This window comes from Coprococcus sp. OM06-34AC (assembly GCF_003462545.1).
Lineage (GTDB): Bacteria > Bacillota > Clostridia > Lachnospirales > Lachnospiraceae > Coprococcus > Coprococcus aceti.
Genome location: NZ_QTZF01000003.1, coordinates 263,050 through 280,713, shown reverse-complemented (window position 1 = coordinate 280,713; position 17,664 = coordinate 263,050). Strand labels below are relative to the sequence as shown.

At 42.2% G+C, this 17,664-nt stretch carries 23 protein-coding genes; all 23 read right to left on the bottom strand.

Annotated features, from left to right (window positions below):
• Positions 1-96: 96 nt before the first annotated feature.
• Positions 97-783, bottom strand: a complete 687-nt coding sequence (locus tag DXB91_RS07400; protein WP_004850185.1) for an amino acid ABC transporter permease — start codon at positions 781-783, stop codon at positions 97-99.
• 51 nt (positions 784-834) lie between these two features.
• A complete protein-coding gene (locus DXB91_RS07395; protein WP_022058703.1) occupies positions 835-1,632 on the bottom strand; it encodes a transporter substrate-binding domain-containing protein in 798 nt (265 codons plus the stop codon).
• A 226-nt stretch (positions 1,633-1,858) separates the two neighbouring features.
• Positions 1,859-3,043, bottom strand: a complete 1,185-nt coding sequence (locus tag DXB91_RS07390) for a cation diffusion facilitator family transporter (protein WP_117550691.1) — start codon at positions 3,041-3,043, stop codon at positions 1,859-1,861.
• Positions 3,044-3,146: 103 nt separating this feature from the next.
• On the bottom strand, positions 3,147-3,542 hold the full coding sequence (gene rpsI / locus DXB91_RS07385) for a 30S ribosomal protein S9 (RefSeq protein ID WP_004850181.1): 396 nt from the start codon (positions 3,540-3,542) through the stop codon (positions 3,147-3,149).
• Between the two features lie 18 nt (positions 3,543-3,560).
• Positions 3,561-3,995, bottom strand: a complete 435-nt coding sequence (gene rplM / locus DXB91_RS07380) for a 50S ribosomal protein L13 (protein WP_117550692.1) — start codon at positions 3,993-3,995, stop codon at positions 3,561-3,563.
• Between the two features lie 234 nt (positions 3,996-4,229).
• On the bottom strand, positions 4,230-5,447 hold the full coding sequence (locus tag DXB91_RS07375) for an iron-containing alcohol dehydrogenase (protein ID WP_004850177.1): 1,218 nt from the start codon (positions 5,445-5,447) through the stop codon (positions 4,230-4,232).
• Positions 5,448-5,816: 369 nt separating this feature from the next.
• Positions 5,817-6,554, bottom strand: a complete 738-nt coding sequence (truA, locus tag DXB91_RS07370) for a tRNA pseudouridine(38-40) synthase TruA (RefSeq protein ID WP_055223150.1) — start codon at positions 6,552-6,554, stop codon at positions 5,817-5,819.
• 264 nt (positions 6,555-6,818) lie between these two features.
• Positions 6,819-7,619, bottom strand: a complete 801-nt coding sequence (locus tag DXB91_RS07365) for an energy-coupling factor transporter transmembrane component T family protein (protein ID WP_118017311.1) — start codon at positions 7,617-7,619, stop codon at positions 6,819-6,821.
• A 10-nt stretch (positions 7,620-7,629) separates the two neighbouring features.
• Complete coding sequence (locus DXB91_RS07360; RefSeq protein ID WP_118017309.1) at positions 7,630-9,264, bottom strand: ABC transporter ATP-binding protein; 1,635 nt, start codon at positions 9,262-9,264, stop codon at positions 7,630-7,632.
• Between the two features lie 144 nt (positions 9,265-9,408).
• Positions 9,409-9,945: a bL17 family ribosomal protein gene (locus DXB91_RS07355; protein ID WP_015533801.1), complete on the bottom strand. Its 537-nt coding sequence runs from the start codon at positions 9,943-9,945 to the stop codon at positions 9,409-9,411.
• 80 nt (positions 9,946-10,025) lie between these two features.
• On the bottom strand, positions 10,026-10,982 hold the full coding sequence (locus tag DXB91_RS07350) for a DNA-directed RNA polymerase subunit alpha (protein ID WP_015533800.1): 957 nt from the start codon (positions 10,980-10,982) through the stop codon (positions 10,026-10,028).
• A gap of 71 nt (positions 10,983-11,053) precedes the next feature.
• A complete protein-coding gene (rpsD, locus tag DXB91_RS07345; RefSeq protein WP_015533799.1) occupies positions 11,054-11,647 on the bottom strand; it encodes a 30S ribosomal protein S4 in 594 nt (197 codons plus the stop codon).
• A gap of 20 nt (positions 11,648-11,667) precedes the next feature.
• Positions 11,668-12,063: a 30S ribosomal protein S11 gene (rpsK, locus tag DXB91_RS07340; RefSeq protein ID WP_004850165.1), complete on the bottom strand. Its 396-nt coding sequence runs from the start codon at positions 12,061-12,063 to the stop codon at positions 11,668-11,670.
• 45 nt (positions 12,064-12,108) lie between these two features.
• A complete protein-coding gene (gene rpsM, locus DXB91_RS07335; RefSeq protein ID WP_015533798.1) occupies positions 12,109-12,477 on the bottom strand; it encodes a 30S ribosomal protein S13 in 369 nt (122 codons plus the stop codon).
• A gap of 248 nt (positions 12,478-12,725) precedes the next feature.
• Positions 12,726-12,839: a 50S ribosomal protein L36 gene (gene rpmJ, locus DXB91_RS07330; protein WP_015533797.1), complete on the bottom strand. Its 114-nt coding sequence runs from the start codon at positions 12,837-12,839 to the stop codon at positions 12,726-12,728.
• 89 nt (positions 12,840-12,928) lie between these two features.
• Positions 12,929-13,147: a translation initiation factor IF-1 gene (gene infA / locus DXB91_RS07325; RefSeq protein WP_004850160.1), complete on the bottom strand. Its 219-nt coding sequence runs from the start codon at positions 13,145-13,147 to the stop codon at positions 12,929-12,931.
• Between the two features lie 99 nt (positions 13,148-13,246).
• Positions 13,247-14,017, bottom strand: coding sequence for a type I methionyl aminopeptidase (gene map / locus DXB91_RS07320; protein ID WP_015533796.1), 771 nt, complete (start codon positions 14,015-14,017; stop codon positions 13,247-13,249).
• 2 nt (positions 14,018-14,019) lie between these two features.
• On the bottom strand, positions 14,020-14,664 hold the full coding sequence (locus tag DXB91_RS07315; RefSeq protein WP_022216653.1) for an adenylate kinase: 645 nt from the start codon (positions 14,662-14,664) through the stop codon (positions 14,020-14,022).
• Between the two features lie 123 nt (positions 14,665-14,787).
• The gene (secY, locus tag DXB91_RS07310; protein WP_118017307.1) at positions 14,788-16,101 is read right to left on the bottom strand and encodes a preprotein translocase subunit SecY; all 1,314 of its coding nucleotides are present in this window, start codon (positions 16,099-16,101) and stop codon (positions 14,788-14,790) included.
• A 1-nt stretch (position 16,102) separates the two neighbouring features.
• Positions 16,103-16,543: a 50S ribosomal protein L15 gene (rplO, locus tag DXB91_RS07305; protein WP_004850150.1), complete on the bottom strand. Its 441-nt coding sequence runs from the start codon at positions 16,541-16,543 to the stop codon at positions 16,103-16,105.
• Between the two features lie 21 nt (positions 16,544-16,564).
• Positions 16,565-16,747, bottom strand: coding sequence for a 50S ribosomal protein L30 (rpmD, locus tag DXB91_RS07300; protein ID WP_004850147.1), 183 nt, complete (start codon positions 16,745-16,747; stop codon positions 16,565-16,567).
• A 14-nt stretch (positions 16,748-16,761) separates the two neighbouring features.
• A complete protein-coding gene (gene rpsE / locus DXB91_RS07295; protein WP_015533792.1) occupies positions 16,762-17,271 on the bottom strand; it encodes a 30S ribosomal protein S5 in 510 nt (169 codons plus the stop codon).
• 19 nt (positions 17,272-17,290) lie between these two features.
• Complete coding sequence (gene rplR / locus DXB91_RS07290) at positions 17,291-17,659, bottom strand: 50S ribosomal protein L18 (protein WP_022216651.1); 369 nt, start codon at positions 17,657-17,659, stop codon at positions 17,291-17,293.
• Between the last annotated feature and the right edge of the window lie 5 nt (positions 17,660-17,664).

Sequence of the window (17,664 nt, the reverse complement as noted above, 5' to 3'; positions counted from 1 at the left end):
GCTCCTCCTATTTAATATGTATCGCCCCTCTGCTCCGCAGCAGGGCAGGTCGTCGGAGCCGATTCCGAGTATGAACTGCGTTCATAGCGGCTCCTCCTATCTAAAAAAATCAAGTTTCTTCTCTAATTTGCCAAGTAAAACTGTGAGTACACCATTCCATATCAGATAGTAGAATGCGCAGAAGAAGAGTGGCCATATCGCACCAGAGATGCCCTGTGAACCCTTCATGAATGCCTGGCCTGCCCAGATTATCTCCTGAAGTGCGATGATACGGGCAAGGGACGTATCCTTGACCAGAGTTATGATCTCGTTGGACATCGCCGGAACTATCTTCTTTATCATCTGCAAAAGCTTGACCTTGAAGAATATCTGCTTTGGAGTCATGCCGAGCACGAGTCCGGCTTCCTCCTGTCCTACAGGAATCCCCTGGATACCTCCACGGTAAATCTCTGAGAAATAGCAGGCATAGTTCACTATGAATGACACCGATGCCGCAACAAATCTTCCGCCTTCGCCGCCGCCCCATACCGGGTTGTGGAATACAAGTCCCGGGAAATAATATATGATGAGCAGCTGTATCATAAGTGGTGTACCTCTCACTATCCATACGATGAACTTCATAAGATAGCTGAGTGGTTTAAACTTTGACATGGAACCAAGTGCTATAAGAAGTCCAAGCGGAAATGCACCGAGCAATGTCACGAAGAACAATTTTAATGTCTGTATAAATCCTGTATTAAGAGCTCCAAGTACGACCGGGAGCTGTTCAAAAAACAAATCCATAATAATTTTTCTCTCTAAGTGATGGTAAAAATACTAATTATATCTTATCTATTACTTTGCAAGTGCAGCCTGTACCTTATATGTCTCAGCACACTTCTCCATTGAACCGTCAGCCTTACTGTCTGCAAAGAACTTGTTGAGCTCAGCTACAAGATCTGAGTCCTTTCTGAAGCCAACGCCATACTCCTCACTGTTAAGACCTACGGTATATGTGAGCTTGTCATAACCTGTTCCCTCGCCAACCATAGCTGCTGCCATGAGTGAATCAATGATCGCTGCATCCGATGTTCCAGCTGCAACCTCCATGAGTGCATCTGCCTGTGCCTTTACTGCTGTATAGTTGAGTCCAAGCGCCTTGGCCTGATCCTCGCCTGCGCTTCCTGCCTCTACAGCAAATGTAAGCTCCTTAATGCTGTCAACAGTCTGATACTTGTCTGCCTTATCTTTTGGCACGATAACTACCTGAGCATTGTTGCAGTATGCATCTGAACATGCCATTGAGCTTGTAACCTCATCTGTAAGTGTCATACCATTCCATACACAGTCGATGGTCTTGCCGTCAAGCTCCATGATCTTGTTGTCCCAGTCTATCTCTACGAACTCTGCCTTTACGCCAAGGCTCTCTGCAAATGCTGATGCCATATCTGCGTCAAATCCGATCCAGTTGCCTGACTCATCCTTGTAATCCATCGGTGCGAAGTCTGTAACGCCGACAACGAGAGTTCCCTTATCCTTTACATACTCCAGATCACTCTTTGATTCACTCTTAGATCCGTTATCAGATCCGCCACATCCAACCAGTGAAAGTCCCATTGCTGCCACTAAGAGCAGTGATAATAACTTTTTCATACTTTTTTCCTCCTGAAATATACTTGGCAGATGCATGAAACACACTACACCGGGCATCTGCACGATATATAAGCCCTATTAGGGCACAACACGGTAACATAGTAACAGTTTATCATAGTAAAGTCAAACCTAAGATTGAGGAAATGCCTGTAAATGTATTATGTAATAATAATAAAAACCACAGAAGATCTTACTCTTCTGTGGTCAGGATGCTCACCATCTGGAATTATTTTACATACGCTCTGTCAATATGTATCACACAATAGTAATTTTTATTGTACTCACTAACTTTTTCCTTGATATAGGATATTATCTGTTCTTCTGACATTTGATATCCATGTGGCAAAACCACATCAAAAATAAGATTGGAATGTGTTGAACCCTTTACCATTCTAAAGTCGTGAAACTGAACATTTTCATTTTTTCTGCTATCCTTATTAAGTGATTCTATAATTTCAGTGATCCGCGCTTTCGCAGCATTTGTCTCCTCATCGTCATCTACTATCGGATCCATGTGAATGACAGGCTCACAATTTAATTTTTTTCTGAGAGAGAATTCTATCTGATCGATCAGATCATGCAGTTCAAGAATGTCTTCCTTATAAGGAACTTCTGCGTGCAGACTGACCATAAGTCTGCCAGGTCCATAATCATGGACCACAAGATCATGAATACCAAGGATCCTTTTATCACACCTCACGATCTTCTTGATTTCGTCCACAAGCTCTGGTTCCGGTGCCTGACCAAGCAAAGGGCTGACCGTATCCTTCATTGCAGTAATGCCAGCTATGAGTATCATTACGCCCACCAATAACCCACAATATCCATCTACAGGTATTTTCCAGAAATGAGCAACAAGTGCAGATGCAAGAACAACCATTGTGGAAAATGTATCAGATAAACTGTCTTTCGCCGTCGCTATCATGGTCGCACTCTCTATCTTTCTGCCTATACTCCTGTTGTAGAAATACATATATATCTTTACTCCAATTGAAACAACGAGTATAACGGCAACTAGAATGCTGAATTTTGGAAGTTCCGGATGTAGGATCTTTCCGATTGAATCTTTAATAAGCTCGTAGGCCATCAATATGATCATGACTGCTACAAATAAGCCTGATATATACTCTATTCTTCCATGTCCAAACGGATGATCCGGGTCCGGTTTTCTACCAGATAACTTAAAGCCTATCATAGATATAAACGAGCTTCCTGCATCTGATAAATTGTTGAACGCATCCGCCGTGATCGAGATAGCCCCCGAAAGTAATCCAGCAAAGAATTTTCCCAGGAACAATAATACATTCAAAAATATACCAACAGCTCCGCAAAGAACACCATATTTCTCCCTCACCTTGCTATCCTTATAATTATCTGATTTGATCCACAGCTTCGACAATAATGTCACCATATCTTTTGTCCCTCCTAATCTAAATCTCAAAAGTTCTGAAAAAAAGAACCCACAAAAGCGTTGGACTTCTGCGGGTTCTTGATATATCTGAAATGATATATAATTATCTCTTTGAGAACTGTGGAGCACGACGAGCGGCCTTGAGACCGTACTTCTTTCTCTCCTTCATTCTTGGATCTCTTGTAAGGTATCCAGCCTTCTTAAGGATTGGTCTGTACTCAGCATCAACCTCAAGGAGTGCTCTTGAAATACCATGTCTGATAGCTCCAGCCTGACCTGTGAAACCACCACCACATACGTTAACGAGTACATCGTACTTGCCCTCTGTGCCTGTAGCAACGAGTGGCTGCTTTACGATAACCTTGAGTGTATCAAGGCCAAAGTACTCATCCATATCCTTCTTGTTTATAACGATCTTACCAGTACCTGGAGTGATGTAAACTCTGGCGATACTGCTTTTTCTTCTTCCTGTTCCATAGAACTTTGTTGTCTTAGCCATCTGTTAATCTCCTCCTTCTTAGTACTTAATCTCTAATACTTCTGGCTTCTGTGCCTGATGCTTGTGATCTGCACCAGCGTATACGTGAAGCTTTGTGATCATCTCTCTGCCAAGTGGTCCCTTTGGAAGCATTCCCTTAACTGCAAGGTAGATAACATCCTCTGGCTTCTTAGCCATCTTCTCACGAAGAGTTGTCTCTTTCATACCACCTACATAATCTGAGTGGTTGTAGTATACCTTCTGATCTAACTTCTTACCAGTTACCTGGATCTTGTCAGCGTTTACTACTATTACATAATCACCTGTATCAATGTGTGGTGTAAATGTTGGCTTGTTCTTTCCTCTTAAAATGCTTGCGATCTCTGATGCAAGACGACCTAAAGTATGTCCTGTAGCGTCAACTACATACCACTTTCTCTCTATTGTTGATGGGCTTGCCATAAAGCTCTTCATCGTGGTACCTCCTAAATTATTCTTTTATAATCTTCTTTACTAATGTATATTCAGCACATTCCTTACCGGGGCATTGGTTCGAAACGCACTTATAAACTTCGCATACTTTGCAAGTATATTATAATTACATTTTGTTGTCAACTATTTTTTCCAACAAAAATATCCGGCGATACATGTGCACCGCCGGATACCATATTATCATTCATTCTTCTGTCTGTAAATACTATCTTTTATTTAGAAATCCACCTCTGTGTCATAGTAGCAGCACTTCAGCAGCTTCTCCATCTCCTCCTGGCTTGGCTGTCTTGGGTTGGAGCCTGTACATGCATCAAGTATCGCATTTGCAGCGATCTCAGGAAGTCTCTCAAGGAATACGTCCTCCGGAACAAAGCCCTGCTCACATGGATAGCTGTCTGGTCCATAATTCTTGATACAGTGAGGTATGTTCAGCTCATCATTCATCTTGCGCAGATATGCGATGAGAAGAGCTATCTTCTCGTCGAGGGTCTCTCCGCCAAGGCCCATGAAGTCTGCTATCTCGCCGTAACGAATCTTTGCTGTCTCATCCTTTGCATTGAAAGCGATAACCTTTGGAAGATACATCGCATTTGCTGCTCCGTGGATGATATGTGCACCGTAATCGGCAAATGCTGCTCCGGTCTTGTGTGCCATTGAATGTACGATTCCAAGCAGTGCATTTGAAAATGCCATACCTGCCAGGCACTGCGCATTGTGCATTGCGTCACGCTTCTCCATGTCTCCGTTATATGATCCAACCAGATCATTCTGGATCATCTTGATGGCATGAAGTGCCAGTGGATCTGTGAAATCGCAGTTTGCTGTCGATACATAAGCCTCGATTGCATGTGTCATGGCATCCATACCTGTGTGAGCAACCAGCTTCTGAGGCATGGTCTCTGCCAGCTCAGGATCTACGATCGCAACATCAGGTGTAATCTCAAAATCAGCTATCGGATACTTGATTCCCTTCTCGTAATCTGTGATGATTGAGAATGCGGTAACCTCTGTTGCAGTTCCTGATGTTGAAGAAATAGCGCAGAAATGAGCTTTCTTTCTAAGTTCAGGGATTCCAAATACCTTACACATATCCTCAAATGTCGCATCAGGATACTCATACTTTATCCACATAGCCTTTGCTGCGTCTATAGGTGAACCACCGCCGATGGCCACTATCCAGTCAGGCTCAAATTCAAGCATGGCTGCTGCACCCTTCATAACTGTCTCAACCGAAGGATCTGGCTCAATTCCCTCAAACAACTTAACTTCCATTCCAGCTTCCTCAAGGTACTGTACTGCCCTGTCCAGGAATCCAAATCTCTTCATGGATCCGCCTCCGACACAGACCATAGCTCTCTTACCCTTGAATGTCTTGAGTGCCTCCAAAGCACCTTTTCCGTGATACAGATCTCTTGGTAACGTAAATCTTGCCATTGTTTGCCCTCCTAAAATCAAAATAAAAAAAACCAATCATGTTATCTTCACTGAAACACCTTGAAATATTCCGAACACTTCGAAACAATTCCTGACATATCCGTCATGTAGCAGCATTTCAATGTAATTATAACATGATTGGCTCTTGTTTTCATTATTTTTTGTGCATTTCACACAATGTTTTTAATCTATTTTTCACTGTTTTGCTAGATGTTTTCCACTTTTCATTCTTATTTCTAGATTATTTCAAGTCCACTTTTCCAAGTTATTATATACAAAATATAACCACGCTATTTTATAAACTGCCAACATATTATTAGCAATTTTATCTTATCCCGACAAATATTATACGTCTACAGCCGTTTACGTCTACAGATATTTTATCTCCACAAGAGTAAGCCCCTTGGCCTCGGCTTTCGGACCAGCTTTCGTCCTATCCTTAGCCTCAAGTATTGACTCCATACAGTCCTCTGGCCAGATTCCAAGACCTATCTTCATCAAAGTTCCCACTATGATACGGACCATATTGTACAGGAAACCATTTCCGCTTATCCTTATATGTATCATATCACCAACTTTATCTATGGTTATATCTGTTATTGTACGGACTGTATTCTCCACCTGAGACCTTGATGAACAGAAGCTCTTGAAATCATGCTCCCCAACCAGCACTGCCGCAGCCCGCTTCATCTTATCTATATCAAGTGGATAATAGACGAATGTCGAGTAAAGACGCTCTGTCGGCATATCAAATCTTCTGTTTAATATCTTGTATTCATATGTCTTGATCGTGTCACAGTATCTCGGATGAAAATCGTCAGCCACCTGGCATGACTCCTGTATCCTTATGTCTTCCGGGAGCCGCTGATTAAGCGCAAATGAAAACTTCTCTCCAGGTATTCCTGATTCAGTGTCGAACACCGCCACATTTCCCAGTGCATGTACACCGGAATCCGTTCTGCTGGCTCCTATAACCTTTATATCCTCATGACAAAGCTCGCTGAGTGTCTTATTCAGGACTTCCTCAACCGTTATTCCATTTATCTGAACCTGCCATCCACAATAATTTGTTCCATCGTAGGCTACGATCAATTTTACTCTCTTCATATTCATACTAGGGATGTATCTGACACATCCGTATCCTTTTCTATATTATCGATGTATCTGAATTATCCATATCCTTTTCTATAATTATCAATGTATCTGAGTTACTCTCCTGCCTCTAATACATTCTCAGGCCAATATACATACAGCGCAATTCTTAATCAAGCCCGATCGTCATTGACTCTGTAATGTTTAAAACAAATCTATATACAAACGACTTTTGATCCCGAAGTGCGCATGTATCCCGAAATAAGATTGTAGGATTTCCTACATCACACATCTGTATACTATCATGCATCCCAGATACACCAACACTATAGCATAACTTACATAGTCTGTTCCACTGTATTTTAACGGATTCATGCGGCTCCTGCCTTCGCTGCCGTCAAAACATCTGGCATCCATGGCCTGGGCAAGATCTGTGGCCCTCCTTATCGCCGATACAAATAATGGTACAAATACAGGTACATAACTCTTTATCCTCTTGAATATATTGCCACTCTCGAAGTCCGCACCTCTGGAAAGCTGTGCCTTCATGATCTTATCCAGCTCCTCCATAAATATCGGGATAAATCGCAATGCAATCATAAGCATCATGGCCATATCAGACACCGGAACCTTTATTTTCTTCAAGAATCCCAGACTGCTCTCCAGTCCATTTGCCAGATTCATCGATCTTGTAGTGTACGTCATTACAGATGAGCCTATTATGAGGTATACAAGGCGTATAACCACAAGCACCGTAGTCATCACACTGTTATCTGTTATGCGAAGTCTGTGCCAGCTCCAAAGTACCCGTCCGTCCCCGTTGAACACGCTGAATATTGCTGTAAACAGAATAAACATCCATATGACCTTCAGTCCCCTGCAAATGTATGTTATCGGCACCCTGCTCACCGCCACATATATACAGAGGAATGCCGTTGCGGCAAGTATCATGATCCAGTCCTTGCAAAGAAACAGCGATATGGCATATAGAAATGTTATTGCAAGCTTTGTTCTCGGATCCATTCTATGTATCACAGAATTGCCACTGTAATATTGTCCTATTGTAATATCTCGTATCATAGTAAATCTCCTATTCCGGGCACCTGGGAACATCTATATCGTACTGCTCAAGTAAGCTCCTGTCCTCAAAAAACTCACCTGTCCCTCCATCATACACTATCCTTCCATGCTCCATAAGAAGAATCCTCTCTGACATCTCATACACATCCTCCATGTCGTGGGATACCAGTATGATCGTCACATTTTTCTCTCTGTTGAGCTTTCTGACGAGATTCCATAACTGCTCCCGGCTCTCTCCGTCAAGCCCACATGCAGGCTCATCAAGGATCAATACGTCTGGCTCATATGCCAGTATTCCCGCTATTGCCACCCTCTTTTTCAAACCACCGGACAATTCGAATGGAGAATACTCCGCATATTTCTCCGGTACTCCCACCAACTCAAGCGCCTTTCTGGCAGCATCCTCAGCCTCTTTCTTTGACATTCCAAAGTTTATCGGGCCATACATTACATCATTGAGCACCGTATTCTCAAACAACTGGGACTCAGGGAACTGAAATACATACCCTATCCTCCTGCGGATATCCTTGATATTTCTTACACTCTGCACATCCGTATCATACAGATATACCTTGCCACTCTGTGGAACTATCAGCTTATTTATCATTTGAAGCAGTGTACTCTTTCCCGAGCCGGTCTGCCCTATTACAGCGACAACCTGTCCTTCATATATTTTGATGTTTATATCAGAAAGCGCCTGAAATGACTCATTTCCATTCACATACGAATATGATACATTCTGAAGCTCAACTATACATTTTTCTGAATTATCTGCAGTCTTCTCATCCTCAGCATGATTACTCTGCGCATTGTTCATATCGCTTCTTATATCCATATGCCTGTTCTTATATTTATAGCAGATATCGATCGGTATTCCGGCCCTACGCTTCATATCAACCGGTATCTCCAGTCCATAGCTCTTAAGCCGGTCAACATCTGTGAATACATCTCCAGGTGTACCCTCTGCCACGATCCTGCTATTATCCAATATGTATACTTTATCCGCCATAAGTGCCTCAGCTATCCTGTGAGTCACCATTATTACGGTTATTTTCTTTTCTTTGTTCAATCTCTGCACAAGCTCCAGCATATCCTTTGCTCCCTGCGGGTCAAGCATGGATGTCGCCTCGTCTAGCACTATACAATCCGGAGTCATCGCCATGGACGATGCGATTGCAAGCCGCTGTTTCTGTCCACCGCTTATTCTTGACGTATTGGCATACTTATAGGCTGTGAGCCCTGTGAGCTCCAGCATCTCATCTATCTTCTTCCATATATCTTCGCTGGAGACGCCAAGATTCTCCAGCCCAAATCCTATATCCTCAGCGAGGGTGTTGCCGACTATCTGGTTATCGGGATTTTGAAACACCATTCCTACCTGTCGTCTGACGGATTTAAGCTCTCCCATCTCCGCCATGTCTTTTCCACCTATGACTATCGAACCCTCATGCGGTGCAAGCAGTCCATTCAAATGTCTTGCAAACGTAGACTTCCCTGAACCGTTTCTGCCAAGGAGCGCGATTATCTCCCCCTTGTCGGCAAGAAAATCTACATCCTTTATTGCCCAGTTCTCCCCTATCTTATTGCCGTCTTTATCCTTTATATTAAATTTATGAGATAGTCCTTTTACATTTATGAAGCTCATAATCTTTCCAATCTATATCAATGAAATCTCTATATTTCACTAAATTTTATTAAAAAACAGGGCCGCCGTACACGAACGTAAACTAATACGTCTATGTACTGCAGCCCTGTTTATTTATCTGTATAATATCAATCTATCAATCGATTATACTAACTCGAGAATAACCTCAAGAGCCTGATCACCCTTACGCTGACCGATCTTGATGATTCTTGTGTAACCACCCTTACGTCCTGCGTACTTTGTACCATACTCATCGAATAACTTCTGTGTTAAGTCGATCTTCTTAGTACCAGCCTTCTTACCAGCAGCATCTGTAGGAACTTCAACAACTGGATATAAAACCTTGAGCATCTCTCTTCTGGCATGAAGTCTTGAAGGCTGATCCTTCTTAACTGTCTTCTCAACTGTGTCGTATACTGTAACCTTCTTACCGTCTACAACTTCCTTGATTCTCTTGCCATCTTTATCCTTCTTAGCAACCTTAGCCTGAACTGTAACCTCATCGTAGTTGTCCTTCTCAGCAACTGCTAAAGTGATGAGCTTCTCTGCGATCTTAACAACTTCCTTAGCTCTTGCCTCTGTTGTCTTGATCTTTCCATGATACAGTAACTGAGTTACCTGGTTACGAAGTAATGCGTTTCTCTGTGCGCTTGCTTTTCCAAGCTTTCTATACTTTGCCATTTTAATTATCCTCCTATACCCTTTGCGGGTCTTCACTGTGCTTACTATTATTCAGCTTGAGTGGTATACGGGAACTGCTATTAGTCCTCGTTCTGATTAAGTGATAAGCCTAACTCCTTAAGCTTAGCTAATACTTCATCCAGTGACTTACGACCAAGGTTACGAACCTTCATCATATCCTCTGGTGTCTTGTTTATAAGTTCCTGAACTGTGTTGATGCCAGCTCTCTTCAAACAGTTGTATGAACGAACTGATAACTCGAGCTCATCGATATTCATCTCAAGAACCTTTTCCTTCTCGTCTGTTGTGCTCTCAACCATAACATCTACAAGACGTGCGTTCTCTGATAAATCTACGAACAGCTTCAAGTGCTCTACCAGAAGATTTGCAGCAAGACTTACTGCCTCATCTGGAGCAAGAGCTCCGTTTGTATATACATCAAGAGTTAACTTATCATAGTCAGTAACCTGACCAACACGTGTATTCTGAACTGTAAGGTTTACTCTTTCAACAGGGGTGAAGATTGAGTCAATAGCGATGACATCAATTGGTGCATCTGCTTCCTTGTTCTTGTCAAGGCTTACATATCCACGTCCGTTGACAATTGTAAGCTCCATCTCAAGCTTTGCGTCCGGACCACTGAGGTTTGCGATTACAAGATCAGGATTTACGATCTCTATATCTCCGTCAACCTTGATATCTCCTGCCTTAACAACGCGCTCACCAACAACATCGATGTATGCCTGCTTTGGCTCAAATGTATCTGAGTTATTCTTGATAACGACATTCTTGATGTTCATTATTATCTCAGTAACATCCTCTTTTACACCTGGTATTGAGCTGAACTCGTGTAAAACACCCTTTATCTTAACGTGGCTTACAGCGGTACCTGGTAATGAAGAAAGCATTATTCTTCTAAGTGAGTTACCAAGTGTTATACCGTAACCTCTCTCTAAAGGCTCGATTACAAACTTGCCATATTTGTTGTCATCTGAAGTCTCAACGATCTCGATTTTTGGTTTTTCAAACTCAAACATCTAAGCCCCTCCTTTACGGGTTTTAAAATGCTACACTCCAAGTTACAAAATGTATAAATAAAGAACAAATCTTACTTAGAATATAACTCGACGATGAGAGTCTCATTTACAGGAACATCGATCTGCTCTCTGCTTGGCTTCTCTACAACTTCACCTGCGAGGTTATCTCTGTCTGCTGTTAACCAACCTGGTACGAGAACACCCTCTGTTGCAGCCATGATATCCTTGTATCTCTGAAGAGACTTGCTCTTCTCTCTGATCTCGATCTTATCGCCTGGCTTAACTGAGTATGAAGGGATGTTTACACACTTGCCATTTACAAGTACGTGCTTGTGATCTACGATCTGTCTAGCCTCTCTTCTTGTTCTTGCAAAGCCTAATCTGAAGATGATGTTGTCAAGTCTAAGCTCAAGTAATGTCATGAGGTTAGGACCTGTTAATCCCTTCTGCTGCTCAGCCTTTGCATAAAGGTTACGGAAAGGCTTCTCAAGTACACCATAAATGAACTTAGCCTTCTGCTTCTCGCGGAGCTGAAGTCCATACTCGCTCTGCTTTCTATTTGATCTGTTTGGTCTTCTGTTTGACTTCTTGTCTATTCCGAGATACATTGGCTCCATGCCTAAAGATCTGCATCTCTTAAGAACTGGGGTTCTATCTACTGCCATCTTGTTTGTACCTCCTCTAATTAAACTCTTCTTCTCTTTGGTGGACGACATCCGTTATGTGGAACCGGAGTAACATCCTTGATACTAACTACATCTATACCACATGCTGAGAGTGCACGAATTGCAGCCTCTCTTCCTGAACCTGGTCCCTTGACAAATACGTCGATTGTCTTGAGTCCGTAAGGTGCAGCAGCCTTTGCGGCTGTCTCTGCAGCCATCTGAGCAGCATATGGAGTTGACTTCTTAGAACCCTTAAATCCTAATCCACCAGCGCTTGCCCATGAAAGCGCATTGCCTTCAGCGTCTGTTAATGTAACAATTGTATTATTGAAAGATGACTGAATATGAGCCTGTCCGTGCTGTACGCTCTTTCTGACACGCTTCTTAGCCACTTTTTTAGTTGCCTGCTTAGCCATTAGCCTAAACCTCCTATGGTTTTTTACAAATATATTCTATAAATATTACTTCTTCTTATTAGCAACAGTCTTCTTAGGACCCTTACGAGTTCTAGCGTTAGTCTTAGTCTTCTGTCCACGAACAGGAAGTCCCTGTCTATGACGCTTACCACGATAGCAAGCAATCTCCTGTAAACGCTTAATATTGAAGCCTATCTCTCTACGTAAATCTCCCTCTACTACCTGAGTTGCCTTGATAACCTCGCTGAGTCTTCTAACCTCATCGTCAGTCAGATCTGCGCAACGTGTATCAGGATTAACGTTTGCTTCCTTAAGAATACGCTGTGATGAAGGAAGTCCGATACCATAGATATAAGTAAGACCAATTTCAACACGTTTCTCTCTTGGTAAATCAACACCTGAAATACGAGCCATTATAATAACCTCCGTAAAATCTTCTTTTAAGCTGAATCCACAAATGTATCCCATAGCACACGCTATGGGGTGAAATGCATACACCGCAAACTTCAACTAAGTTGTATATTTCTATAATTGTATTGGCATATCTACGTATGCCACAGCCGCTTTTAAATAATACAGTACATTAGATATATGTACTGACGCACGAAAATAAGTATACTTCCGGATGGGCTATCATCCATATACTTCTTTTCCTTTTTTGATTAACCCTGACGCTGCTTGTGCTTTGGATTCTCGCAGATAACTCTAACGATTCCCTTTCTCTTGATAACTTTGCACTTATCGCAGATAGGTTTTACTGATGCTCTAACCTTCATTAGAAACTCTCCTTTCAAAAAAAGTCCGCTACGAATTAGCATTCTATCATTTTCATTGATAAAATGCAATAGGGAAATTCATTTTTTTATTATTTATCTCTCCAAACGATTCTTCCCTTGGTAAGATCGTATGGTGATAACTCTATTGTAACTTTGTCGCCAGGAAGAATCTTTATATAATTCATTCTCAGCTTTCCACTTATATGAGCAAGAACCTTGTGTCCATTCTCAAGTTCTACCTGAAACATGGCATTTGGAAGTTTCTCAACTACTGTTCCTTCTACTTCAATTACATCTGCTTTTGACATTTTCAAAAATCCTCCTATATATATAAATCAACTTATGAGTTCTCCATGATATAATGAATATGTTATCGTGCTTACGAACGACGACATATGATATCACATCTACAGCTCAATTCCATCGGCCCTTGAAAGTATCTCAGGCTCTCCATCTGTTATAAGTATTGTATTCTCATAATGTGCCGCCAGTGATTTGTCTGCGGTGACGACCGTCCATCCATCCGGCATCCACTTCACTTCGTAATCGCCAAGTGTGATCATCGGTTCTATCGCTATCGTCATTCCTGCTTTCAGCTTCGGTCCTCTTCTTCTTGTTGCGAAGTTTGGGACCTCCGGCTCTTCATGAAGATTTTTTCCAACTCCATGTCCCACCAGATCGACAACAACTCCAAGTCCACACTCATCGGCATAGGACTCGACCGCTATTCCTATATCCCGCACATGATTTCCCGCACGGGCCGCTGACAGTCCTTCAAAGAAGCTTTGCTTCGTTGCCTCTATGAGATACTTTGCCATATCAGATATCTCGCCAACTCCATATGTTCTGGCTGAGTCTGAATGGTAACCCTTATAGATAACACCGGCATCAAGACTTACTATATCTCCATCCTGAAGCACTCTGTTCTTTGATGGGATTCCGTGTACCACCTCATCATTTACAGATACACACACCGACGCCGGATATCCCTGATAGTTCAGAAATGATGGTTCACAGTGATAACTTCTGATAACCTCTTCACCGAGCTTATCTATATCATATGTGGTCATTCCCGGCTTCAATGCTTTTCTCATCTCCTCATGAGTTATCGCCAGAATTCTTCCAGCCTCTCTCATAAGCTCAATCTCTTCCTGGGATTTTATGGAAATACCCTTCATATTTACTCACCTAATATATCAGTGATAGCAGCGAATACATCCTTCATATCAACAGTTCCGTCAACCTCTTTCAGGATGCCCTTTGCCTTGTAGTAATCGATGAGAGGCTGTGTCTGCTCATGATATACATTAAGTCTCTTCTCTACTGTCTCTGGCTTATCATCGTCTCTAAGGATGAGATCAGCTCCACATGCATCACACTTGCCCTCAACTTTTGTTGGGTTGTATACGATATGGTATGTTGCTCCACAACCTACACATGCACGTCTGCCTGACATTCTCTCGATGATATTCTCATCAGGTACCTCAACATTGATAGCGTAATCAACTGAATCGCCGATTGCTGAGAGTGCCTTGTCAAGTGCCTCTGCCTGTGGGATAGTTCTTGGGAATCCGTCAAGGATATATCCCTTTGCACAGTCATCAGCCTTGAATCTATCTATTACCAAGTCGACAACGAGCTCATCTGGTACAAGAAGTCCCTTATCCATGTACTCCTTTGCCTTTGCACCAAGCTCTGTGCCGTTCTTTATGTTCGCTCTGAATATATCTCCTGTTGAGATATGTGGTACGCCGTACTTTGCAGCGATCATCTTTGCCTGTGTTCCCTTGCCTGCGCCCGGTGCGCCTAACATGATTATCTTCATATATTCAACCTCCATTTTTTTGAACGTTTCCCATTCTTATCAAATACTATTCTCTCTATAATACACGAATAGGAAGTGTACTATACGGCACACTCCCATTCGTGTTTATTGCCACGTCATATTTTAGTCTAAAAGGAATCCCTGATAGTTCCTTACCAGCATACGTGACTCAATATTCTTAATTGTCTCTATAACAACACCTACAACGATGATAAGTGATGTTCCTCCAAATGAAACATTTGCTCCAAAGAAACCACTGAAGAACATTGGTATACATGCTACTATGATAAGTCCTACAGCACCTATAAATATGATGTAGTTTAAAATCTTATTAAGGTAATCCTGTGTTGACTGTCCAGGTCTTATACCAGGGACAAAACCGCCACTCTTCTTCATATTGTTGGCAATCTCCATTGGATTGAATGTGATCGCTGTGTAGAAATATGCGAAGAAGAACACAAGTAAAATATATACGATCAAACCGATCGATGCCCAAGGATAAGATCTGTTAAACCAGTAGCCCTGACTCATACCCTGGATTATCTTTGCTCCTACACCAGATGTCTTGATGTTGAACAGATTCACTACGATCTGTGGAACAGACAGTATGGATGATGCAAAGATGACCGGAATAACACCTGCAGTATTGACCTTAAGTGGAATATGAGAGGACTGTCCGCCCATCGTCTTTCTTCCTCTTACTGTCTTGGCATACTGTACAGGAATTTTTCTCTCTGCGCCCTGAAGTGCACATACAAATACTACTGTAAGAACTACAACTGCAAGGATAATGAGTCCTACAAGTGTAAATCTTACAAAGTCTCTGCCCTTCATGAACTGTGTGTATAAATTCTTGAAGTCATTTGGCATTGTTGAAACAATGTTGATCAAAAGGATTACTGATATACCATTGCCAACACCCTTCTCTGTTGCTCTCTCGCCAAGCCACATTACTATAGCACTTCCTGCCGTAAGAATGACTACGATGCAAAGAACCGTCCAGAAGTTATAATTCTCAATGACTCCCTTGTTTCCAAATCCTACTACAAGACCAGCACTCTCAAGGATTGCAAGACCTACTGTCATATATCTTGTGATAGCGGTGATCTTCTTTCTACCATCTTCTCCGTCTTTCTGCAGTTCTTCCAAAGCCGGTATAGCAATGGTGAGAAGCTGTATGATGATGGAAGCTGTAATGTAAGGTGTTACCGACAATGCAAAGATCGACATCTGCTCGAACGATCCTCCGGTGAATGAACTGAAGATGTTCAGTGAATCACCGAGGGCATTCTGCATGTACTCTCTTATTGCATCCGCACTTATTCCCGGAACGGTAATCAGACTACCAAGTCTGACTACCACGAGAATGAAGAACGTATATAAAAGTCTTCTTCGTATATCCTGTACCTTAAATGCATTGATTAAGGTTTTGAACATATTACATCACCTCTGCTTTTCCGCCAAGAGCTTCAATTTTCTCAGCTGCTGACTTTGAAAAAGCATTAGCCTTAACATTGAGCTTTTTAGTTAACTCTCCATTTCCAAGAATCTTAACTCCATCACGAGGATTCTTAATGATACCTGCCTCTACTAATGTCTCAACAGTTACGTCTGAGCCATCCTCGAATCTCTCAAGAGCTGATACATTGATTGCAACGATCTCTTTGTGATTGATGCAATTAAAGCCTCTCTTAGGAAGACGTCTATATAATGGCATCTGTCCACCTTCGAAACCTGGTCTAGGTGATCCAGAACGTGCCTTCTGACCCTTATGTCCCTTACCTGCAGTCTTGCCATTTCCTGAACCATGTCCACGGCCTACACGGAAATTAGCACTGTGCTTTGAGCCTTCAGCCGGCTTTAATGTAGATAAATCCATGATCTGCGTATCCTCCTTCTCTTATACTTCCTCAACCTTTACCATATAACTTACCTGCTTAACCATTCCAAGTGTTGCAGCGTTATTTGGGAGCTCTACTGACTTATTAACCTTCTTAAGTCCAAGAGCCTCTACTGTCTTTCTATGCTTTGGTACAGCGCCGATAGGGGACTTTACCAAAGTTACCTTTAACTTATCTGCCATCTTCTAATACCTCCTTAGTTAAGTATCTCATCAACAGATTTTCCACGAAGTCTTGCGATATCCTCTGGGTTCTTGATCTCTGTAAGGCCCTTGATTGTTGCAAGAACTACGTTCTGCTTGTTGTTTGATCCTAAGGACTTTGTACGGATGTTCTTATATCCTGCAAGCTCAAGTACGCTACGAGCAGGACCACCAGCGATGATACCAGTACCTTCTGGAGCTGTCTTCAGAAGAACTGAAGCACTGCCGAACTGTCCATTCCAGTCGTAAGGGATACTACCAACTTCATTTACAGGAACTGTAACTAAATGCTTTGCAGCATCCTCCTTACCCTTACGGATAGCTTCTGGAGTCTCAACTGCCTTGCCAACACCAACGCCAACGTGGCCATTTCTATCACCAACAACTACGAGAGCTGCAACTCTAGAATTACGTCCACCCTTAACAACCTTTGTTACACGCTTGATGGCAACAACTTTATCTTCTAACTCTAACTTACTTGCATCAATTATTTCACGCTTCATACGTTGTTCTTCCTCCTTACTAGAATTCCAGACCAGCTTCTCTCGCTGCATCTGCTAATGCCTGAACCTTACCGTGGTATACGAAACCGCCTCTGTCATAGATAACAGTCTTGATACCCTTCTCAAGTGCTCTCTCAGCAATAACCTTACCAACGTAAGCTGCTGCATCAACATCATTTGTCTTCTCAAGCTCATCCTTAATAGCCTTCTCTGTTGTAGATGCTGCTACTAATGTCTTACCAACTGAATCATCAATAATCTGAGCGTACATATGATTATTACTTCTGAATACAGCTAAACGTGGTCTCTCTGTTGTTCCAGCTAAACGATTACGAACACGCATATGCTTCTTTACACGAATTGCGCTTCTTGATTCTTTATTAATCATCTTAT

Bases quoted from the DNA above. Each gene is read 5' to 3' on its own strand.
- DXB91_RS07400 (WP_004850185.1), bottom strand. From the start codon at position 783: ATGGATTTGTTTTTTGAACAGCTCCCGGTCGTACTTGGAGCTCTTAAT.
- DXB91_RS07395 (WP_022058703.1), bottom strand. From the start codon at position 1,632: ATGAAAAAGTTATTATCACTGCTCTTAGTGGCAGCAATGGGACTTTCA.
- DXB91_RS07390 (WP_117550691.1), bottom strand. From the start codon at position 3,043: ATGGTGACATTATTGTCGAAGCTGTGGATCAAATCAGATAATTATAAG.
- rpsI (WP_004850181.1), bottom strand. From the start codon at position 3,542: ATGGCTAAGACAACAAAGTTCTATGGAACAGGAAGAAGAAAAAGCAGT.
- rplM (WP_117550692.1), bottom strand. From the start codon at position 3,995: ATGAAGAGCTTTATGGCAAGCCCATCAACAATAGAGAGAAAGTGGTAT.
- DXB91_RS07375 (WP_004850177.1), bottom strand. From the start codon at position 5,447: ATGGCAAGATTTACGTTACCAAGAGATCTGTATCACGGAAAAGGTGCT.
- truA (WP_055223150.1), bottom strand. From the start codon at position 6,554: ATGAAGAGAGTAAAATTGATCGTAGCCTACGATGGAACAAATTATTGT.
- DXB91_RS07365 (WP_118017311.1), bottom strand. From the start codon at position 7,619: ATGATACGAGATATTACAATAGGACAATATTACAGTGGCAATTCTGTG.
- DXB91_RS07360 (WP_118017309.1), bottom strand. From the start codon at position 9,264: ATGAGCTTCATAAATGTAAAAGGACTATCTCATAAATTTAATATAAAG.
- DXB91_RS07355 (WP_015533801.1), bottom strand. From the start codon at position 9,945: ATGGCAAAGTATAGAAAGCTTGGAAAAGCAAGCGCACAGAGAAACGCA.
- DXB91_RS07350 (WP_015533800.1), bottom strand. From the start codon at position 10,982: ATGTTTGAGTTTGAAAAACCAAAAATCGAGATCGTTGAGACTTCAGAT.
- rpsD (WP_015533799.1), bottom strand. From the start codon at position 11,647: ATGGCAGTAGATAGAACCCCAGTTCTTAAGAGATGCAGATCTTTAGGC.
- rpsK (WP_004850165.1), bottom strand. From the start codon at position 12,063: ATGGCTAAGCAGGCAACTAAAAAAGTGGCTAAGAAGCGTGTCAGAAAG.
- rpsM (WP_015533798.1), bottom strand. From the start codon at position 12,477: ATGGCTCGTATTTCAGGTGTTGATTTACCAAGAGAGAAACGTGTTGAA.
- rpmJ (WP_015533797.1), bottom strand. From the start codon at position 12,839: ATGAAGGTTAGAGCATCAGTAAAACCTATCTGCGATAAGTGCAAAGTT.
- infA (WP_004850160.1), bottom strand. From the start codon at position 13,147: ATGTCAAAAGCAGATGTAATTGAAGTAGAAGGAACAGTAGTTGAGAAA.
- map (WP_015533796.1), bottom strand. From the start codon at position 14,017: ATGAAGGGTATTTCCATAAAATCCCAGGAAGAGATTGAGCTTATGAGA.
- DXB91_RS07315 (WP_022216653.1), bottom strand. From the start codon at position 14,664: ATGAAGATAATCATGTTAGGCGCACCGGGCGCAGGCAAGGGAACACAG.
- secY (WP_118017307.1), bottom strand. From the start codon at position 16,101: ATGTTCAAAACCTTAATCAATGCATTTAAGGTACAGGATATACGAAGA.
- rplO (WP_004850150.1), bottom strand. From the start codon at position 16,543: ATGGATTTATCTACATTAAAGCCGGCTGAAGGCTCAAAGCACAGTGCT.
- rpmD (WP_004850147.1), bottom strand. From the start codon at position 16,747: ATGGCAGATAAGTTAAAGGTAACTTTGGTAAAGTCCCCTATCGGCGCT.
- rpsE (WP_015533792.1), bottom strand. From the start codon at position 17,271: ATGAAGCGTGAAATAATTGATGCAAGTAAGTTAGAGTTAGAAGATAAA.
- rplR (WP_022216651.1), bottom strand. From the start codon at position 17,659: ATGATTAATAAAGAATCAAGAAGCGCAATTCGTGTAAAGAAGCATATG.